Here is an 18,508-nt window from a genome sequence, read left to right on the forward strand (position 1 = left end):
GAACACGGTTACATGGCAAAGCCGACGATCATGGTCGACGGGCATGTGCTCGACGGGACGCCGCAGGGCAGCGGTGCCTATATAGCGGGCCTTTACGGAGCGATGGCGCGGGACGGCCTCGCCCGGATCATCGTGTGCTGCCACGAGGAGGCAAGCGTCGCGCGCTGGTTCCCGGATGCCCCCGACATCGAGTGGGAGCCCTTGCGCAGCACCGGCCGCATCGCGCGCCTCGGGCTCGAACTGCCCCGCCTGCAGGCGCGGATCAAGCCCGATTACGCGCAATTCAACTACATCTGCCCGCTGCGCAAGACCGGCCCGTGGATCAACGTGATCCATGACCTGCTGTTTCTCGACCACACGGCCTATTTCCCGCTTTCCTACCGCGTCAAGAATGCTGCCCTGTTCCGGGTCAGCGCCATGCGCAGCGACAAGCTGGTGACCAGTTCGCAATATTCGCGCCGCGCGATCCATCGCCATTTCGACATTCCGCTCGACCGCATCCAGGTCGTCCCGGCGGCGCCCGATGCCTTTGTCGATGCGCCCGCCGAGCCGGTTCCCGGTCTCGCCGATGGCCGGTTCGCCGTCTATGTCAGCCGCTTCGAACCGCGCAAGAACCAGCATGCCCTCGTCAATGCCTTTTGCGATATGCTGGACGGTCTCGACCCCGACCAAACGCTCGTGCTGGTCGGATCGCCGGCGCTCGCTTACCCCGAGCTCGACGCGGCGCTCGAGCGGGCTGGAGACAGGGTGCGCTGCCTGTCGAACATCAGTCGCGACCAGCTAACCTGGGTCTACCGCAACGCCTGCGCATCGATCTATCCCTCGCGCGCGGAGGGTTTCGGCATGCCGATCATTGAGGCGGTGGCGGCTGGTGGAATATCCTACTGCGCAGACAACACCGCGATGTCCGAACTGGTGCCCCATGTCCATGGCAGTTTCGATGCGAACGACCCGGACCAGATCAAGGCGACCCTTGAGCGCGCCTTTACCAACGAGGCACGCGGGCGCAGTGAGGCGGTGCGCGAACGCATGCTGGACAGCTTTTCCTGGAGCCGGTCCGCACACGCGATGGTCCAAGCGATCCGTGCCTGATCGCGCCGGCCCTCCCGCCGTCGGACATAAGGTCGCCATTCTCGGCATGGTCGGTGTGCCCGCCAATTACGGGGGGTTCGAAACCCTCGCCGAAAACCTCGTCGCCTTTCACGAGCAAACCCAAAGCCCCCATGACTTGACCGTCTACTGCTCGGGCAAGGCTTTCGAGGAGCACCCCGAACGCCATGGCCGCGCCCGGTTGCGCTATGTCGGGCTCGATGCCAATGGCGTGCAATCGATACCCTACGACCTCGTCTGCCTGCTCGATGCGGCGCGGCGGGGACACGACCGGATGCTTCTTTTGGGGGTCTCTGGTGCTCCGGTCCTGCCGCTGCTGCGCCTGGTCAGTCGTGCACGGATCATCACCAATGTCGATGGGATCGAATGGAAGCGGGAAAAATGGGGCCGGTTCGCGCGGGCTTATCTGCGCTTCGCAGAATGGATGGCGGTCCGCGCCTCGCATGTCGTTATCGCCGACAATGCGGCAATCGCCGACTATCTCGACAGCACCTATGGTTGCCGCGCGCAGGTCATTGCCTATGGCGGGGACCACGCTTTGGAGGCAGACCCCGACCAGGCGGCGGCCAAGTCCCTGCCGGACAGCTTTGCGCTGGGACTGTGTCGGATCGAGCCGGAAAACAATGTCGCGATGATTCTCGAAGCCTTCGACGGGGCGGCGCGGAAGCTGGTGTTCGTCGGCAACTGGGACAAAAGCGCCTATGGCCGCGCGCTCAAAGAGAAATATCGCGGCCATCCAACGATCGTCATTCACGATCCCGTCTATGATCCAGCCGCGCTGAAGGCCCTGCGCCAGCGCGCCTCGCTTTATGTCCATGGCCATGCTGCCGGAGGCACCAATCCCTCACTCGTCGAGATGATGCATTTCGGCATTCCCGTCGCCGCCCACGGATGCAGCTTCAACCGCCACACGACACGGGGAGAGGCGCTCTATTTCGAGAGCGCGGCGCAACTGCGCGACATCCTTGACAGCCTGAGCGAAGAACACGGGCGCGCGGTCGGGGAAAACATGCGGGAGATTGCCTGCCGAGATTACACATGGAGGCATATCGGCCAGGCCTATTTCGCGCTTTTTGCGGGGTGATCCGAACCAACGCGTGCGTCGGGGGCAGGGGTTCAGGCAGGGCTTGAGAAGCGCGCGGCGCTGACCTAAGCAGTTGGCCAAGGCCCTGATCGGAAGAATATAACGAACTTCCGGACAAATCGCAGAGTAACATCCGGAACGGACACGAACCCTTCATGGCCTCCCTTTCGAGCAACCCGGCCCGCGTCCTTGCCGAATCGCGCCCGCTGGCTTGGGTCACGATCGGCCTTTTCGCGCTGACGCTTGCCTTGCTGGGCGGCAGCTCGCGGGCCGATGCGATCCAGATCGTTGCGCTGCGTCCGCTTGCCGCGCTGTTTCTGATCGTACCTCTGCTGATCCTTACAATACACGACCTCGAACGGGCGAGGGGACCTGTGTTCCTTCTGGCCGCCTTCGGCGGACTTGTCCTGCTGCAGCTGGTCCCCTTGCCGGCTGCGCTCTGGCAATCGCTGCCGATGCGCGACCTTGTGGCAGAGATGGACCAGGCGGTCGGTGTCGAGGCCGCCTGGCGCCCGCTTTCGCTGGTCCCCAGCCGGACGCTCAACGCGCTTTTCAGCCTCCTTGTGCCCGCCGCAGCACTCCTGCTGGCGCTGGCCCTGCGGCTGAGCGTGATGGAGCTGCTCCTGCTGGTCGCGGGGCTCGGCGTGTTCGATGCCGCGCTAGGCCTTCTGCAAGTCGTCTCGGGCGATGCGAGCCCGCTTTATTTCTACGCCCAGACCAATCGCGGCCTTCCCGTAGGCATTTTCGCGAACGAGAACCACTCGGCGGTCTTCTCTGCCCTCGCGCTGCTGGCAATCGCGCGGCTCGGCATCAGCCCGGCACTGCGCGCGAAGCTGTTCTGGGTGCGCTTCGTGAGCCCGGTCGCCTTCCTGCTCGTCCTGCTCGCCGTGCTGGTCAGCGGGTCGCGCGCCGGGCTCGGCATGGGCGTGCTCGCGGTCCTTGCCTCCGGACTCATGTTGTGGCTCAACATTCGCCCCATGCGGTCGCGCGGGGGGGAGAGCGGGATGCTCATCCGCGTCCTGCGCAATCCGCGAACGCCTCCGCTGGCGTTCCTCGCCATAGTCGCCCTCGTGCTATTCGCATTTGTCGCGCTGGACCGGGCCCCAGGCGTCGAAGGCCTGTTCCTGCGCGATCCGCTGCAGGATCTGCGCTGGCGCATCTGGCCCATACTCACCGACATGATGGGGCAGTTCTGGTTGCTGGGCTCCGGCTTCGGATCGTTCGAGGAGGTTTATCACATCTTCGAGCCGACCGGCCTGCTCTACGCGCAATATGTCAACCAGGCGCACAACGACTGGGCGCAATTCGTGATCGAGGGAGGGGCCCCGGCAATCGCCCTTCTGGTCGCCGTGCTGCTGTGGATCCTGGGCGCGCTGCGGCGCCTCGCGCGGGCATCGATCCCGGCCTCGCGGGTGGTCTTCTCCTTTTCGATCTTCACCATTATTGCGGTGGCCAGCGTGTTCGACTATCCCCTTCGCGCGCCCGCTTTCCAGACCATATCGATCTGGCTAGTGCTTGTTTTGGCGCTCGATTCGCACAACGGACGCGGGGCGGACCGGGATTGAGGCATGGCAAGCAACCGACAGCCTTTTTCCGGGACGCGCATGGGCAGTACAAGGCATGCGCGCCGCAAGATTGGGGGACGATCCATAAACCGTATCAAACTGATGATCGTGACGATCTTGGCTGCGACGCTGGCAGCGTGCGCGACCGACCGAGGTTTCGGGCTTGCTTCCGGGATCGAGGTCACCGACCTGCAGGCGCTGCCCGCGCCGAGGGGCGAAACGCTCTACACGATCGGGCCGCAGGAAAAGCTCGACATTTTCGTCGTCGGGGCCGAGGAGCTGAGCGGGACCTACCTCACGGACGAGGAGGGCAATCTCGTCTTTCCCTTGCTCGGACAGGTGGAAATCGGCCAGCGTCGGCCAAGTGAGGCGTCGTCGATCATCGCCGACCGGCTTCGCGGCCGGTTCCTGGTCGATCCGCAGGTCCGGGTCATCCCCGAGGAACTGCCGCCCCCGTCGATCTCCATCGGCGGCGAAGTCAAACGTCCCGGATCCTATCCGGCGGCCGGTCAACCGACCTTGATGCAAATCGTCAACCAGGCCGAAGGACTGACCGAATATGCCGAGAGCGAGGATGTGCTGATCATGCGGACCGTGGACGGGCAGCGGTATATCGGCCTTTACAACGTGGCGGCCATCCGGCGCGGCAATGCCGAGGATCCGCGGCTCTTTGCCGACGACCTGGTGATGGTCGGGGATTCGCCGGCCAGGCGGAGGCTCGATGACATTTTGCAGTTGGTGCCGCTGTCGACCCCACTCGTCGTTCTCCTCAACAGGATCTGACGATGACCGAACAACCCTCCAGCTCGCTTGTCGCTTCGCACGGTCCCGTCCCGTCCGAGACCGCCCGCGATTCCCAGGCCTATTACGACCAGGACGAGGCTTTCGCGCTCAATCTCGAACGCTACTGGATCGAGGCTCTTGCCTTGCGGTACTGGGTCGGCGGTATCGTCGCACTCTGCCTGCTGGTCGGCCTGGTCGTCACGTTGCTGACGACCCCGCAATTCGGTGCCACCGCGCGGATCGAGGTGTCGCAGGTCGCCGCCAACGTCACCGATATCGACCCGCTTGAGGCGGAAGCGTCCGTGTCGGAATTGCAATATCTCAACACGCAATACGAATTGCTCCGGTCGCGCTTCATGGCCGGTCGCGTGATCGAGGCGGGCAATCTCCTTCGCGATGAGCAATTTCTCGACGCTTTTTCGCTCGAAGATCCCGAAGGCCTCGACCGGCAGTCAGTCGGCGGACTGCTGCTCGACAAAATCGAGATTCAGCCCATCGCGCAGTCGAGCCTGGTGGACGTACAGTTCGTCAGCCCCTCTCCCGAAGTCTCGGCGAGGATCGCCAACCTTTGGGTGAACGAATATATCGCGGCGAACTACGAAAAGCGGTTCGGCACGAATATCGAGGCGCGCGACTTCCTCAGGAACCAGATCGAGGAGCTGCGCGCCAACCTGTCCCGTTCGGAGCAGGAGCTGATCAGCTATGCCAACCAGAACGAGATCCTGATCCTCAATTCTGCGTCGCCGGACGGAGGGGAGAGTTCAGCCACGCAGACCCTGATCGCTGCTGACCTCGAGGCCTTGAACGCCGCCCTCGCGCAGGCCGTGACCGATCGCATCGCAGCTGAATCCGCACTTGTTTCGGGGGATGTCTCGAGCGACGGGCGCGATTCCCGGCTCACATCGGAGCTCGCGCTCGCCGAGGCCCAGCTTTCGACGATGAAGGAGAACTTCGGGCCCGACTATCCCTTGATCAAGCAGAAGCAGTCCCAAGTTGAATCCCTGCGCGCATCGCTCCGCGCCAAGTCGACGTCCGAGCTGGAATCCGCCCGCTTGCGCGAACGCCAGCTGCGCGCGCAGCTCGAACAGGCCAAGTCCGAATTCCTCGGCCAGCAGAACCAGGGCATCCAGTACGGTATCCTGCGGCGCGAGGTCGAGACTAACCGGGCACTCTACGACGCGCTTCTCCAGCGCTTCAAGGAGCTGGAGGCATCGGGCGCCGGTCAGAACAACATCAAGCTCATCGACGAGGCGACCGTGCCGGACGGGCCGATCTCGCCGTCGCTCTTCCTCAACCTTCTCCTTGCGCTGGGCATTGCCGTGCTGTTGGCCGCCGGGCTCGTCTACCTGCGGGTCGCCATGAGCCAGACGGTGCGCGACACCCGCGAAGTCAAGGAGCGTTTCGGCCTGCCGCTGCTGGGTGCGATCCCCAAATTCCGCAGCGAGGAACGCCTCGAGGAACTCAGACAGCGCTCTTCGCAGACCAGCGAAGCCTATCGTTCGCTCCGCTCGAACGTCGCCTTCCTCACACCGAAGGGCGAACCGAGATCGATCCTGTTCACCTCGACCGTCCCGGCCGAGGGCAAGAGCTTTTCGGCGACCGCACTGGCCGCCAGCTTCGCGCAGCTTGGCAAGCGGACGCTGCTGATCGATGCCGATCTGCGCAATTCGGCCCTGGCCGCGACCCTCGGGATCGATACGACAGGCAGGGGCGGGCTCTCCCGGCTGCTCACCGCCCCGGATTCCGCGCTGCAGGACGAAGCGATTGCGGTCAGCGGATTCGGCTTCGATTACGTGCCCAGCGGACCTCGCCCGCCGAACCCGGTCGATCTCCTCGCAACGCCCCGGCTCCGCCAGTTGGTCGAACAGGCGCAGGAAACCTACGACCAGGTCGTCATCGATGGCGCGCCGCTGCTCTCGCTGGCGGATGCAGTCGAAACCGCCCGCGCAGCCGAGGGCGTGATATTCGTGATCGAATCCGATCGGGTGAAGGCCAAGGCCATCGAAAGCGCGATCGAACGGCTCAAGCAATCCGGAGCTATTGTTTTCGGCGTACTCCTGACGAAGCTGGACGAGCGCACTGCGGGCTACGGCTATGGTTACGGCTATGGCTATGGCTATGGCTATGGGAAGGAAGCCGCGCCCGAAAAGCCGGACGGTCGCGCTGCGGCAATCGATGTGTAGGGACGGGCTGATCGGATCGCTCGCGTGACATCGCCCGCCAATCGTTCCCCGGCAATGGGCCGCATGCGCACTGTTATCGCCCTTGCGCTCGGCCTGCCTCTTGCCCTTCTGACCGGTCTTCAGGCGCTGAGCAGCGTGCTCACTTACGCCGCGCCGGACCTTGCGGTGACGATCTTCCCCTTGAACGGGCTCGCCCGCGAACACGTTGCCTTCGCCCGGTTTCGCGAGAGTGCCGGAGAAGGAGTTGGGAAAGAGCTGTCCGCCGCGGCCCGGGCCGCTCGGGACGACGCGCGCGCCGCGATAGCGGCAGATCCTCTCGTGCCCAAGGCGCACGTTGTCATGGCCCTTGCCAGCGAGCCCGGCGAGGCCCGGGCACGGATTCTCGACCTTGCCTCGCGTTTTAACCGCCGGGATCTCGCCTTGCAGGGGCTCGTCATCGAACAAGGGCTCGACGCGGGTGATTTCCCGCGCACGATCGAAACGCTCGACCAGATCCTGCGCGTGCATCCTGAATATCGCGAGCGCTTCTTTCCGATCCTCCTCGACGCGCTCGCCCAGCCTGAGGGCATGCCCGCCTTCGCCGAAATGCTGGACGGGTCGGCGACATGGCAGGAGCGCTTCCTGTCCTATGCCGTCCGGCGCAAGGCGGCGCGGCCCGCGCTCGCGCAGCTGCGGGGCGATATTGATTTCATGGATGACGAATTCGATGCGATCCTGATTTCCGGTCTCGCTTCCCAGGGCGAGGTTGCGCTGGCGCGCGAGCTTTACAGCCGCTTTGCCGCCTCTGAAAGCGAAGCCGTGGACGAAGGCACACAATTGTCGTGGGCATCGGATTACCCGCCTTTCGAGTGGGACCTCTCGGATCGGAGATATGTCCGTGCACAGCCTAGCCTCGATGGAGAAAGGCTCGAGATTTTCGTCCAGTCGGGCCATGGCGGGCTCGTCGCCAGACGGATCGTCGATGCGCGCAGAGCACCATTCACCATCCTGACCTCCTATGCCGGTTCAAGGCCCGTGCGCGAGGATTCCGTCCGGCTGGAGCTGACATGTTTGGGACAGTCGGCCAAGGCGGGCGAGAGCACCATCGAGCCGGGAAGGAATCGCATGAGTATCAATGCGCTGCCGCCGGACTGTTCGCAGCTGGTCATCGACATAAGGGCACGCGCCCTGCGCGGGGAACCGGCGCTGCGGTTCGAGCTCGAGCCGATTCGCTTCGTCGCGCCGGGCATTGGCTGAGTGAGCACTCACGCCCTTCGCCGCGAACCGTGGCCATATGCCTGTCGGGTGGGCCCGGCGGGGTTCGGGTCGATCTGGGAACCTGTTGCACCGCGCATTATCCGGTCCCGATGGCGCTCTACTTGAAGGTCCAGCTTTCCTCTGCCGCCTTGCGAGCCTTGTTCCCGAGCTGGGCGTCGTTCGTCCTTTCGGTCACCATGCCGCCTCCCGTGCGAAAGGACGCTGGCGGGACCGAATCCGGCGGCACGAACGCCTGACGACGCCTTGCGGGAGGCATGGCATCGACGGTTGCGCGCCGCCGCTCGGCCGCTCCCCGGAGCTTTGCCTCAGCTCAGCGCGATATCCGGAGCATCTTCCTGCTTCATGCCGACCACGTGATAGCCGCCATCGACATGGTGCACTTCACCCGTCACGCCCGAGGCGAGGTCGGACAAGAGGTAGAGCCCCGCCCCGCCGACATCCTCGATCGTGACGTTGCGGCGCAGAGGCGAATTCAGCTCGTTCCATTTGAGGATGTAGCGGAAGTCGCCGATCCCGCTCGCCGCGAGCGTCTTGATCGGGCCGGCGCTGATCGCGTTCACCCGGATGCCGGCAGGGCCGAGATCGTTGGCGAGATATTTGACGCCGGTCTCGAGCGCGGCCTTGGCAACTCCCATCACATTGTAATGCGGCACGACCTTTTCCGCGCCGTAATAGGTCAGCGTCAGGATGCTCCCGACGCCGCTGCCATCCTCGTCCTTGGGCGGCATCATTTCGGCGGCGCGCTTCGTCACCGCGACCAGCGAATAGGCCGAAATGTTCATGGTCATGAGGAAGTTGTCGAGGCTGGTGTCGACGAACTTGCCGCGCAGTTCGCTCTTGTCGGAAAAGCCGATCGCGTGGATCACGAAATCGAGCGTCTCCCAGCGTTCTTTCAGCGCATCGAATGCCCGGTCGAGCGCATCCATGTCGGCGACGTCGCATTCGAAGGTGAAATCGCTGCCCAGCTTTTCGGCCAGCGGCTTCACGCGCTTCGCGAGCGCTTCGCCCTGATAGGAGAAGGCGAGTTCGGCACCCTGTTCGGCCAGCTTGCTTGCAATCCCCCAGGCCAGCGACTTGTCGTTGGCGAGCCCCATGATCAGCCCGCGCTTGCCTCGCATCAGATCGCCCATACTCGTCTCACTCCTCCGTGTGCGCACCCTTGGCGCTTTCCTCGGCTTCGTCGCCCTCGGCCCGGTCGGGCTCGGCCAAAGCCGCATTGAGTTCCGCCCCGATTACCAGACCCAGCCCGACGAGCCAGAAAAAGAACAGCGCGACGATGATCCCCGCAAGGCTGCCATAGGTAAGGTCATAGGCGAAGAAGCTCGACAGGATGGGGGGCAGGGCGGTCGTCACTCCCAGCCACCACGCCGCCGTGAACAGCGCACCGGGCCATTTGGGATAAGCGCGCGCGCGGTATTCGTGCGGAGTCAGGCTGTAGAACAGCATGTAGAGCGACAGTGCGAGGCCCAGTGCGGGCACGATCCGCGACAGGCGAAGCGTTCCGATCAATTGCGAAAGCTGCGGCAGGCTTGCATCGATCACCGCCTGCGCGGTCCCGATCACGACCTGCGCGAACAGCGAGATCAGGAGGAGGACAACCGCACCGAGAATGATCCCCGCGGAAAAGAGCCGGTATTTCCAGAAGGCATGGATCGCTTTCGTCCCATAGGCGCGGCGCAGAATGTCGCGGATGGTCTCGACCAGGCTGGAAACGGTCCACAGCGCCACCGCCGCGCCCAGCCACAGCAGCCAGCCCGAGCGTGCTTCGACGATATTGGCGGCGACCGGCTCGATCGTGTCCGAAACGGTCGGCGGCAAAGTCACCAGAACCGCGTCGATCATCTGCGAGGTCCGCTGCGCCCCGCCGACGAGCTGGAAGATCGCCGCGCCGAGGATGAAGAAAGGGAAGATCGCCAGCATCGAAAGATAGGCGAGATTGCCGGCATGGATGAAGCCGTCCTGGTAGGTGCCGATTGCGGTCCGCTTCATCACCTCGAAGGCGCGCGTGCCGGGCCCGACCCGGCGAACCAGCGCGCTGCGCAGGCCGTCAGTCGCGCTTTCCTCGCGCGCCGCACGGCGCCGCGCTTCGGGCGAAAGCGAGCGGACTTCACGGTCCTCGGCCGGGGGAAGCCTCGAGGAGCGCAGTGAAGAGGCCCGCCCCGCCATCGGATCAGAGGCCGAATTTCTCGCGCGGCTTCGACGGGTCGATCCAGCCATCGAGCCGCTTCTCGAGCTCCGAAAGGTCCTCGGGCAGCTGGATTTCAAGCGTTACCAGCTGGTCGCCGCGCGCGGGTCTCTCGCCGGTCTTCTCTCCTGCTTTCGTCCAGCCCTTGCCTTTCAGGCGCATGACGGTGCCGCCATGCGTGCCGGGCTGGATCGTGAGCATGACCGGGCCGTCAACCGTCGGGCACTTGACCTTGCCGCCGCGAACGGCCTCGTCCAGCGAGATCGGCAGGTCCATGCGGATATTGTCGCCCTCGCGGCGGAAGAAGGGATGCGGGCCGACCTCGACCGTGACGATCCCGTCGCCGTCGCCGCCCGGGCCCGAATGTCCCTTGCCCTTGAGACGCATCTGCGTGCCGCTCTCGACACCGGCAGGAAGCTTGAGGCTGATGGCCTTGCCGTCGGCAAGCGTGATCCGCTGGTCTCGGCCCGAGGCGGCATCGGTGAACGGCACAGCGAGGCGATAATGGATGTCGGCACCGCGCTTGGGCGGGGGTGGGGGACGCTGGCCGAAACCGCGGGGCCCCGCGCCTGCGCCGCTGCCCGGGCGCGAACGACCGCCGCCGAACAGGCCTTCGAACAGGTCGCTGAGGTCAAGGTCCTCGGCCCCCATGCCCGGCCCGCCGGGGCCCTGGTCGCGATAACCCCCGCGCTGCCCGCCGGGCCCGTAGCTCCCGCGAAAGCCGCGCCCCCCGCCTCCTGCGCCCATGCCCGCGAAGGGATTGAGCGGATTGCCGTCGGCATCGATCTCGCCCCGGTCGAAGCGTGCCCGCTTGTCCTTGTCGGAGAGCAGGTCATAGGCTCTCGACACGTCCGAGAACTTCTCCGCCGCCTTGGGATTGTCCTTGTTGCGATCGGGATGGAATTCCTTGGCGAGCTTGCGATAGGCGCTCTTGATCTCCTTTTCGGAGGCGGTGCGCGCCACGCCAAGGGTGCGATAGGGATCGGCCATGGCGTGTTAGCTAGGTGCAACAGCGAGAGCGCGCAAGCGTGCAGGCTGTCCAAGATGCGGATGGCGCAAGGCAAATGCCCATGGCTTCCTTGGACCGGGCGGCGCGCCTATGGAGCGCAGTGTCAAGAAAGGACGGGTCGGTACCTCGAAGATGACGCAGCGAGGAACCGCTGCCAGCCCCGCGGATTTTGTGGCGAGGACCGCCCAGCCTGGCCGGTCTCGCCTGCACCATGTGTTTCGGAGCCGTTCCATGACCACCCCCGACACCCTCGACGACGCCCAGCTCGCAGACAGTGAGATTCCCTCCGGCGCCGATCCCTTCGCCCTGTTTACGCAGTGGCTGGCGGAGGCGCAGGAGACCGAGATCAACGATCCCAATGCGATGGCGCTCGCCACCGCAACCCCGGACGGTGCGCCCTCGGTGCGCATGGTGCTCTTGAAAGGGCACGGGGCCGCAGAGGGCGCGGATTACGGTGTCGTCGGCGGCGGATTCACCTTCTTCACCAATGCCGACAGCCGCAAGGGCGGGGAAATCCGCGCGAACATGCAGGCCAGCCTCCTGTTCCACTGGAAAAGCCTGCGCCGGCAAATCCGCATCGACGGCCCGCTCACCGAGGTCTCGCCGGAGCGCGCTGATACCTATTTCCATTCGCGCCCCTACAAGAGCCAGGTCGGCTCGGCGGCAAGCGACCAGTCGCGCCCGCTCGATACGCGCCAGGCCTATATCGACCGCGTGAAGGCGATCTGGGCGGAGCACGAGCAGGCGGGCAAGGTCCCTCGTCCTCCCGAATGGACCGGCTTCACCCTGTCGCCGCAGCGCATCGAATTCTGGCGCGACCGCGACAACCGCCTGCATGACCGCCGCCTCTTCACGCTCACCGGTGCGGGAGATGCGCTGCGCTGGACCGACACGTTGCTTTACCCTTGAGGACCTGCATGACCCAGACCATCCCCTACTGGCATGTCGATGCCTTCGCCGCGCAGCCCTTCGGCGGGAACCAGGCCGCGGTCATGGTGCTCGACCAATGGCTGCCGGACGAAACCCTGCAGGCAATCGGCGGGGAGAACAATTTCGCCGAGACCGCATTCGTCGTGCGCGATGTATCGGGCGAGGCGGACTGGGAACTGCGCTGGTTCACTCCGACCGACGAGGTCGCGCTGTGCGGCCATGCGACGCTGGCGAGCGGGCACGTGCTGCTTTCGCACCCCGAGCGCTTCGGGCATGCCGAGCGGGTCACCTTCCGCACCCGCAAGGCGGGTATTCTCGAGGTCAGGAAGGCCGAGAGCGCCGCAGGATACGAACTGGCGCTTCCCGTCACGCTGGTCGAACGCGCCTCGCATCCGGACCTGCTTGCCGCGATCGGCTTTCGCGGGGAAGTGTTCGTTTCGTGGTACGGGGCCGAACAGACCGCGATCATCGCGATGCGATCCGAGGCCGAGATCCGCGGTCTCACCCCCGACATGGCGGCGCTGCGCGGGATCGACCTGATGGCGATCTGCACCGCGCCTGCCGACGAAGGCAGCGATTACGACATCGTCAGCCGCGTCTTCGTGCCTGCCTGGGGCGTCGCCGAGGACAGCGTGACCGGTAGCGCCCACGCCGCGCTCGCCCCGTTCTGGGCGGAGCGGCTGGGCAAGCGGGAAATGCGCGCGCATCAGGCTTCCAAGCGCGGCGGCGATCTCACCATGCGGCTGGAGGGTGAAGGCAAGGGCCAGCGCGCCTGGCTCGGCGGGCCTTGCGTGACCGTGGTCGAGGGAGCATTCCGGCTTTGAGCCTTGGGTGAGTCCCCGGCGCCGGCTGGGACCGCCCGCCTGCGCCAGGCCCGACCGCCCCAGGGTGCGTCCTACGCGGGGGCTCTCCGCCGAATGCCTTTCGGCATTCAGCGTTGCGGGTAAAGTTCGACCACGTCGGCGGCCTGCTGGAGCATGGTGCGGCGTTGCTCGGCGTCGGAATGGCCGAGCCGCACGACTGTCAGCCGGCGGTCGGGGGCGACCAGCACGTATTGGCCCATGTGCCCGATCAGAGAGAACAGGTTTTCCGAGGCGCGCTCCGGAAACAAGGGATGCGGGAATTCGAGTCCCTCGACCGGCCGGTTGAGCCAGGTCTGGAGGCCGTAATGCGCGGCTGCCGGGCTGGGTGAGATCATCGCTTCGACCCAGCGGCTGGGCACGAGCTGTTCGCCGCCAGGTGCGCGCCCCTTGCGGCGCAGGAACTCGCCGAATGCCGCCCAGTCGCGCGCGGTCGCGTGCATCAGGCTGCCGCCAATCAGCGTGCCCGACGCATCGAATTCGGGAACCATCGAATCCATTCCGAGCGGCTCGAACAGGCGGGTGTCGAGAAAATCCGTCACCGCCTTGCGCCGCGCATCGGGATCATCCTTGTCAGTGAGCGCATCGGCGGCGATGTCTGCGAGGATGACGGTCGTGTTGGAGGAATATTCGAACCGTTCGCCCGGCTCCGCTTCGAGCGGCTGCTCCTTCGCCCATTTCGCCATGTCGTCGCGGCCGTCGAGGAACAGCATCCGCACTTCGGAGGATTCGTAAGGGGGATCGCCGCTTTCGGTATGTCGCAGGCCGGATCGCATCTGGAGCAGGTGGCGCAGCGTGATCGCCGCTCGCGGATCGCCCGGGCGCTGCCACAGCTCGACCGGCGCGGGTGCGTCGAGCGCGAGCAGCCCGTCGGCGACCAGCATCCCGATCATCACCGCGGTCACCGTTTTCGCCATCGACCAGCTGACGAAGCGCGTGTCGGCATCGTAGCCTTGCGCATACCGTTCGGCGGCCCGCTCGCCATCGGCCATTACCAGCACGGCGCGGGTTTCGCCGAGGCCGTCCTGCGTGAACAGGTCGTCGATTTCCCGGGCGAGCTGTTCTTTCGGGGCTCCCGCCTTATCGGTCACGGCGGCGCGCGCCTCCTCGGTCAGGGGAGCCGGGGTGCTCGGCGCGGAGGCACCGCACGCTGCAAGCAGGAGGGCCGATATGAGAGGGGCTGGCGCGAGGCGGGCGGCACGCCTAACAGGCAGGTCACGACACATCATTCCGGCTCCAATCTCCGAACCCGTCAGGCTTGGCAATGGCAAAATCGAAACGCTCGTTAGGATCGCGCCTCGGCGTGTGGCTCCTGCTGCTGGTGGTCGGCGGCATCGCTGTCGCGGCCATCGCCTATCGCGAACCGATCGAGGGCTATGCCGAGGTCGGCACCTCCTATGCCGCGCGCGTGGCCTGTTCGTGCCGCTTCGTCGCCGGGCGCAGCCTGGAAGATTGCGCCAAGGACAAGCTCGCCGGCATGGAACTGGTCACGCTGGTCGACGATGAACGGGCGAAAAGCGTTACCGCCCGGTTCCCTCTCGTAACGGACAACACCGCGACCTATCGCGAGGGCTATGGGTGTGTGCTGGAGCCGTGGGACGGCTAGCCGTCAGGCGCGCACGGCCTGCGTCGAATCGATCCAGCCGCCGCCCACCACGCGATCGCCGGCATAGATAACCGCCGCCTGCCCCGGCGCCACGCCGTATTCGGGTTCGGCGAAACGGATGCGAACGCTCGCCCCGTCGCCCAGTTTCCCCTCGAGCGTGACCGGAACCGGTTTTGCCATTGAGCGCACCTTGGCGCTGAGGCCTTCGGCGGGCAAGTCGCCGATCGCATTGGTCTCGATCACGTCGGCGTTCTCCACCGCGAGCAGGCGCCGCGGCCCGACGCGCACTTCGCGGCTTTCGGCGTCCAGGCCGACGACATAAAGCGGTTCGCTCTGGCCGCCGATCGCGAGCCCCTTGCGCTGGCCGACGGTGAAATGGACGATGCCTTCGTGCGTACCCAACTTCTCGCCCGTGGCGGCGTGCACGATGTCGCCCGGCGTACCGCCTTCGGGGCGAAGTTTTGTGACGATCTTCGCATAATCGCCGTCGGGCACGAAGCAGATGTCCTGGCTGTCGGGCTTGGCCGCGTTCCTCAGGCCCGCCGCCTCGGCCAGCTCGCGCACCTGCGTCTTGGGCAGGCCGCCCAGGGGGAAGCGGATGTAGTCGAGCTGCTCCCGCGTCGTCGCATACAGGAAATAGGACTGGTCGCGCGCCGGATCGAGCGCGCGATAGAGATGCGGACCGCCTGCTGCCGGAACGCGGCGGACATAATGCCCGGTCGCAAGGCAGTCCGCCCCCAGCTCGCGCGCCATGCGGAACAAGTCGGTGAATTTCGGCCCCATATTGCAGCGTATGCAGGGCACCGGGGTGCGCCCGGCGAGATATTCGTCGGCGAACTGGTCGACCACGTCCTCGCGAAAGGCGCTTTCATGGTCGAAGACGTAATGCGCGATGCCGAGTCGGTCGGCCACGGCCCGCGCATCGGAAATATCGTCGCCCGCGCAGCACGCGCCCTTGCGCCCGGTGGCTGCGCCGTAATCGTAGAGCTGGAGCGTGATGCCGATTACCTCTGCCCCGGATGCGGCCGCGAGCGCCGCGACCACCGACGAATCGACCCCACCGCTCATCGCCACGACGATGCGGCTTTCGACCGCCGGGCGTGGCAGGTCGAACAGCGAAGTGCAATCAAGCCCGGCAAGCGGGCCGGCATCGAGGCGAGTAGCGGCATCCATGAAAATGCGCGGGGCATATAGGCAGTGCCGCTAGCGAGCGCCACCCCTGCCGCGCAGAGCGGGTGCGGCTCGTGGTTCACACATCGCCAAGCGGTATTCCTAAGCGCTGGTAAATCCGGGTTTTACCACATCTTGAGAACCGCGCGCTAAACCGCTCGTCATGTTCGAAAAGGTCAACTCCTTCGGTCCGAATACGCAGGGCACTGCAGCAGGCCGTGACGGCGATCGCCGGGTGCAGGATGAAAGCCGCGCGACCGGCACGGCAGAGCGCACCGATGCGTCGGGGCGTGGCGGTGATGCATTGCGGGCGATCGACTGGGGCGAACTCACCGCGCGGCTCGCGGCCGCGCGTGATCTCAGGCTGCTGCTGCGGCGCGACACGCAGTCGAGCATCGAGGGCGCTGCGGCAAGTTTCGGCGATGCGGCGGCGCGTTACTTTGCCGCTCTCGAAGATGGCGAACGACCTGTTAACCCCGATGATTTAGAGGCTCGCAAAGCCTCGCGCGGCATTCACCCAATTCACGATGGGGATGCAGCAACAGGCGATGCGAGAGAAAATTGATGATTGAGAACCAGGACATCCGCCCCGCCCAGGTGATCGGCCCGCTTGGCGAGCCGTTGACCCTCGAGGATCTGCCTTCGCCCGATACGAAGCGCTGGGTCGTGCGCCGCAAGGCCGAGGTGGTCGCCGCGGTCAATGGCGGATTGCTGACTCTCGACGAGGCGCTGGAGCGCTACGAACTGACGCTCGAGGAGTTCGCATCGTGGCAGCGCGCGGTCGACCGTGTGGGCATGCGCGGGCTGCGAGTGACCAAGATCCAAGTCTATCGCGACAAGTACGAGCGCCAGCTGAACTTTTGATCCCGGGTGCGTGAAATGCCGCGCGCTTAATCCCAGTCGCCAGGTCTTCTTGATCTCCAAGCCTCCGGGCGCGCCGCAGGCTATGGCGCAGCCCGGCTCGATCGCGTATGAGACTGCGGTTGACGCAAAAGGGGGCAGGACATGGGTTTCATCCTATTCATCGTCATGGGCGGGGTCATTGGCTGGCTGGCAAGCCTCGTGATGAATCGCGATGCCCAGATGGGCATTTTCTGGAACATCGTGGTGGGGATTGCCGGGTCATTCATCGGCAATGGCATGTTCGCCTTTTTCGGGGGCGGGAGCATCGGCAACATCAGCGATATTGGTGCGCTGGCCTCCGCTTTCATCGGGGCGGTGATCCTGCTCGGCCTGCTCAATCTCGTCCAGCGCGGGCGTGTGCGGTAGGCTGGCAGGCAACGACAAGGGGTTTCATCGGGTCCGGTCGGCGGGCGAAAGCGGAACCGGGGGCCTCGCCCTTCGTCTACGGTGAAAGTCATCAGTCGAACCGCGCATTGCCGCAGCGCTCGCGGCCAACTATGTATAGTGCGCAAAGTGCCTTAGGCACATAATACACCAAACCAATGCGCGGTCGCTTTCTCAGGCAGCCGCGACCGGAATGTACGCGATCGTGCAGGGTCCTCCGGTCATCAGGGAACGGCCATGAATTACGAGACCACCATCACGGCAGATGCGGCGGACAGCGTGCCCGCCGAAGTCGTCGCAGGCGAAGGAACCCGTTCCTCCGCTGCCGTGCGCTGGCTGCTGATCGGTGGCGGCGGGCTGCTTGCGCTGCTGCTTGCCATCGCCGCCTATTTCGCACTGGCCGGTGGAGAGCCGGTTCCCGCAGGCGACGATCAATCGCAGGCTCCTGTGGTGAGCGTCGTGGTCCCCGGACGGACCACGATCGAGGGCACTGTGGAGGTCCCGGGCACGATCGCGGCGCGCCGCCCAATGCCGGTCGGCGTGGCGGGCGAGGGCGGACAGGTGCTCGCCGTCCGGGCCGATGCGGGGGATTGGGTGCGTGCGGGCCAGGTGCTCGCAGTGATCGACCGTTCTGTACAGAGCCAGCAGGCCGAGGCGCAGGCCGCCCAAGTCGAAGTCGCGCGCGCCGATGCGAGCCTTGCCGAGGCCAATCTCGAACGCGCCCTGCAACTGGTCGAGCGCGGCTTCGTCTCCAAGGCCGATATCGACCGTCTGCGTGCAACGCGCGATTCGGCGGTGGCACGCGTGCGCGTGGCCGAGGCGCAGCTCGACGAATTGCAGGCACGCAACGCCCGGCTCAACGTGGTCGCCCCGGCGTCCGGATATGTGCTGGAGCGTAATGTCGAGCCCGGCCAGACGGTCGGGCCGGGCAGCAGCGCCCTGTTCAGGATCGCGAGCGGCGGCGAAATGGAAGTGCTCGCGCAGGTCAGCGAGGACCAGTTGGCGAGTCTTTCGGTCGGCGTTCCCGCAACGGTCGTACCGAGCGGCTCGGACAAAGAATTCACGGGTCAGGTCTGGCAGCTTTCTCCGGTCATCGACCCGCAGACCCGGCAGGGAACTGCGCGCATCGCGCTGCCCTTCGCGCCCGAACTGCGTCCCGGTGGTTTTGCCACGGCGCGGATCAGTTCGGGAACTCTTACCGCAACGATCCTGCCTGAAAGCGCAGTGCTTGCCGACGATGACGGCTCCTTTGTCTATGTCGTCGACGATGAGAACAAGGCCCGCCGCGTCGGCGTGCGCACCGGCCTCGTCACTGCCGACGGGATAGCCATTATCGAGGGACTGAGCGGTGACGAGGAAATCGTCCTCAAGGCCGGCGGCTTTCTGAATCCGGGCGAAACCGTCAATCCCCGTCGCGCCGCGCGCGGGGAACCGGACTCGGGCGAGAACGCTGCGTGATAATGACCCGCACGCCCTGCG

18 protein-coding genes are annotated in these 18,508 nt (G+C 65.5%); 13 read left to right on the plus strand and 5 right to left on the minus strand.

Features of this window, described 5'->3' with window-relative positions; all coding sequences use genetic code 11:
* Nucleotides 1–12: 12 nt before the first annotated feature.
* The 6 genes from RIB52_RS02745 (at nt 13) to RIB52_RS02770 (ending at nt 7,961) form a co-directional block, all read left to right on the plus strand.
* The gene (locus RIB52_RS02745; RefSeq protein WP_350172660.1) at nt 13–1,092 is read left to right on the plus strand and encodes a glycosyltransferase family 4 protein; all 1,080 of its coding nucleotides are present in this window, start codon (nt 13–15) and stop codon (nt 1,090–1,092) included.
* The gene (locus RIB52_RS02750) at nt 1,085–2,194 is read left to right on the plus strand and encodes a DUF1972 domain-containing protein (protein ID WP_350172661.1); all 1,110 of its coding nucleotides are present in this window, start codon (nt 1,085–1,087) and stop codon (nt 2,192–2,194) included. Before RIB52_RS02745 ends, RIB52_RS02750 begins: the two co-directional genes overlap by 8 nt.
* Before the next feature lie 155 nt (nt 2,195–2,349).
* Complete coding sequence (locus tag RIB52_RS02755; RefSeq protein ID WP_350172663.1) at nt 2,350–3,759, plus strand: O-antigen ligase family protein; 1,410 nt, start codon at nt 2,350–2,352, stop codon at nt 3,757–3,759.
* Between the two features lie 102 nt (nt 3,760–3,861).
* Nucleotides 3,862–4,542, plus strand: coding sequence for a polysaccharide biosynthesis/export family protein (locus tag RIB52_RS02760; RefSeq protein WP_350172665.1), 681 nt, complete (start codon nt 3,862–3,864; stop codon nt 4,540–4,542).
* 2 nt (nt 4,543–4,544) lie between these two features.
* Complete coding sequence (locus tag RIB52_RS02765) at nt 4,545–6,725, plus strand: GumC family protein (protein ID WP_350172667.1); 2,181 nt, start codon at nt 4,545–4,547, stop codon at nt 6,723–6,725.
* A 63-nt stretch (nt 6,726–6,788) separates the two neighbouring features.
* Entirely contained in the window at nt 6,789–7,961 is a 1,173-nt protein-coding gene (locus RIB52_RS02770) for a hypothetical protein (protein WP_350172669.1), read from the plus strand.
* Between the two features lie 326 nt (nt 7,962–8,287).
* On the opposite strand, the gene fabI is transcribed toward RIB52_RS02770, so the two are convergent.
* The 3 genes from fabI to RIB52_RS02785 are packed head-to-tail and all read right to left on the minus strand — an operon-like array spanning nt 8,288 to nt 11,157.
* Nucleotides 8,288–9,112, minus strand: a complete 825-nt coding sequence (fabI, locus tag RIB52_RS02775; protein ID WP_350172671.1) for an enoyl-ACP reductase FabI — start codon at nt 9,110–9,112, stop codon at nt 8,288–8,290.
* Between the two features lie 7 nt (nt 9,113–9,119).
* Nucleotides 9,120–10,199, minus strand: a complete 1,080-nt coding sequence (locus tag RIB52_RS02780; RefSeq protein ID WP_350172673.1) for a YihY/virulence factor BrkB family protein — start codon at nt 10,197–10,199, stop codon at nt 9,120–9,122.
* Nucleotides 10,153–11,157 carry a DnaJ C-terminal domain-containing protein gene (locus tag RIB52_RS02785; protein ID WP_350172675.1) on the minus strand — a complete coding sequence of 335 codons (1,005 nt, stop codon included), beginning with the start codon at nt 11,155–11,157 and terminating at the stop codon, nt 10,153–10,155. Before RIB52_RS02785 ends, RIB52_RS02780 begins: the two co-directional genes overlap by 47 nt.
* Nucleotides 11,158–11,407: 250 nt before the next feature.
* On the opposite strand from RIB52_RS02785, the gene pdxH reads away from it, so the two are divergent.
* Nucleotides 11,408–12,085, plus strand: a complete 678-nt coding sequence (gene pdxH / locus RIB52_RS02790; RefSeq protein ID WP_350172677.1) for a pyridoxamine 5'-phosphate oxidase — start codon at nt 11,408–11,410, stop codon at nt 12,083–12,085.
* 8 nt (nt 12,086–12,093) lie between these two features.
* Nucleotides 12,094–12,930, plus strand: a complete 837-nt coding sequence (locus tag RIB52_RS02795; protein ID WP_350172679.1) for a PhzF family phenazine biosynthesis protein — start codon at nt 12,094–12,096, stop codon at nt 12,928–12,930.
* A 107-nt stretch (nt 12,931–13,037) separates the two neighbouring features.
* Here RIB52_RS02795 and RIB52_RS02800 read toward each other — a convergent pair whose 3' ends face one another.
* On the minus strand, nt 13,038–14,192 hold the full coding sequence (locus tag RIB52_RS02800) for a serine hydrolase domain-containing protein (RefSeq protein WP_502879468.1): 1,155 nt from the start codon (nt 14,190–14,192) through the stop codon (nt 13,038–13,040).
* Nucleotides 14,193–14,230: 38 nt separating this feature from the next.
* Here RIB52_RS02800 and RIB52_RS02805 point away from each other — a divergent pair, with 38 nt between their 5' ends.
* A complete protein-coding gene (locus RIB52_RS02805; protein ID WP_350172683.1) occupies nt 14,231–14,572 on the plus strand; it encodes a hypothetical protein in 342 nt (113 codons plus the stop codon).
* 3 nt (nt 14,573–14,575) lie between these two features.
* Here RIB52_RS02805 and mnmA read toward each other — a convergent pair whose 3' ends face one another.
* Nucleotides 14,576–15,745 (minus strand): tRNA 2-thiouridine(34) synthase MnmA, encoded by a 1,170-nt coding sequence (gene mnmA / locus RIB52_RS02810; RefSeq protein WP_350172685.1) that lies wholly within the window; start codon nt 15,743–15,745, stop codon nt 14,576–14,578.
* A gap of 160 nt (nt 15,746–15,905) precedes the next feature.
* On the opposite strand from mnmA, the gene RIB52_RS02815 reads away from it, so the two are divergent.
* The 4 genes from RIB52_RS02815 to RIB52_RS02830 all read left to right on the plus strand — a co-directional run bounded on the left by RIB52_RS02815 (nt 15,906) and on the right by RIB52_RS02830 (nt 18,487).
* Entirely contained in the window at nt 15,906–16,307 is a 402-nt protein-coding gene (locus RIB52_RS02815) for a hypothetical protein (RefSeq protein WP_350172687.1), read from the plus strand.
* Entirely contained in the window at nt 16,307–16,606 is a 300-nt protein-coding gene (sciP, locus tag RIB52_RS02820) for a CtrA inhibitor SciP (protein WP_350172689.1), read from the plus strand. The genes RIB52_RS02815 and sciP overlap by 1 nt, the downstream gene beginning before the upstream one ends.
* A gap of 141 nt (nt 16,607–16,747) precedes the next feature.
* Complete coding sequence (locus tag RIB52_RS02825; RefSeq protein ID WP_350172691.1) at nt 16,748–17,011, plus strand: GlsB/YeaQ/YmgE family stress response membrane protein; 264 nt, start codon at nt 16,748–16,750, stop codon at nt 17,009–17,011.
* A 255-nt stretch (nt 17,012–17,266) separates the two neighbouring features.
* Nucleotides 17,267–18,487, plus strand: coding sequence for an efflux RND transporter periplasmic adaptor subunit (locus RIB52_RS02830; protein WP_350172693.1), 1,221 nt, complete (start codon nt 17,267–17,269; stop codon nt 18,485–18,487).
* Nucleotides 18,488–18,508: the final 21 nt, after the last annotated feature.

It is taken from the genome of Erythrobacter sp., assembly GCF_040217515.1.
GTDB lineage: Bacteria > Pseudomonadota > Alphaproteobacteria > Sphingomonadales > Sphingomonadaceae > Erythrobacter.

Coding starts and splice junctions, on each gene's coding strand:
- RIB52_RS02765 (WP_350172667.1), top strand. CDS start 4,545: ATGACCGAACAACCCTCCAGCTCGCTTGTCGCTTCGCACGGTCCCGTC.
- RIB52_RS02830 (WP_350172693.1), top strand. CDS start 17,267: ATGAATTACGAGACCACCATCACGGCAGATGCGGCGGACAGCGTGCCC.
- RIB52_RS02800 (WP_502879468.1), bottom strand. CDS start 14,192: ATGTGTCGTGACCTGCCTGTTAGGCGTGCCGCCCGCCTCGCGCCAGCC.
- RIB52_RS02805 (WP_350172683.1), top strand. CDS start 14,231: ATGGCAAAATCGAAACGCTCGTTAGGATCGCGCCTCGGCGTGTGGCTC.
- mnmA (WP_350172685.1), bottom strand. CDS start 15,745: ATGGATGCCGCTACTCGCCTCGATGCCGGCCCGCTTGCCGGGCTTGAT.
- RIB52_RS02815 (WP_350172687.1), top strand. CDS start 15,906: ATGTTCGAAAAGGTCAACTCCTTCGGTCCGAATACGCAGGGCACTGCA.
- RIB52_RS02745 (WP_350172660.1), top strand. CDS start 13: ATGGCAAAGCCGACGATCATGGTCGACGGGCATGTGCTCGACGGGACG.
- RIB52_RS02785 (WP_350172675.1), bottom strand. CDS start 11,157: ATGGCCGATCCCTATCGCACCCTTGGCGTGGCGCGCACCGCCTCCGAA.
- RIB52_RS02825 (WP_350172691.1), top strand. CDS start 16,748: ATGGGTTTCATCCTATTCATCGTCATGGGCGGGGTCATTGGCTGGCTG.
- sciP (WP_350172689.1), top strand. CDS start 16,307: ATGATTGAGAACCAGGACATCCGCCCCGCCCAGGTGATCGGCCCGCTT.
- RIB52_RS02780 (WP_350172673.1), bottom strand. CDS start 10,199: ATGGCTGGATCGACCCGTCGAAGCCGCGCGAGAAATTCGGCCTCTGAT.
- fabI (WP_350172671.1), bottom strand. CDS start 9,112: ATGGGCGATCTGATGCGAGGCAAGCGCGGGCTGATCATGGGGCTCGCC.
- RIB52_RS02770 (WP_350172669.1), top strand. CDS start 6,789: ATGCGCACTGTTATCGCCCTTGCGCTCGGCCTGCCTCTTGCCCTTCTG.
- pdxH (WP_350172677.1), top strand. CDS start 11,408: ATGACCACCCCCGACACCCTCGACGACGCCCAGCTCGCAGACAGTGAG.
- RIB52_RS02760 (WP_350172665.1), top strand. CDS start 3,862: ATGATCGTGACGATCTTGGCTGCGACGCTGGCAGCGTGCGCGACCGAC.
- RIB52_RS02795 (WP_350172679.1), top strand. CDS start 12,094: ATGACCCAGACCATCCCCTACTGGCATGTCGATGCCTTCGCCGCGCAG.
- RIB52_RS02755 (WP_350172663.1), top strand. CDS start 2,350: ATGGCCTCCCTTTCGAGCAACCCGGCCCGCGTCCTTGCCGAATCGCGC.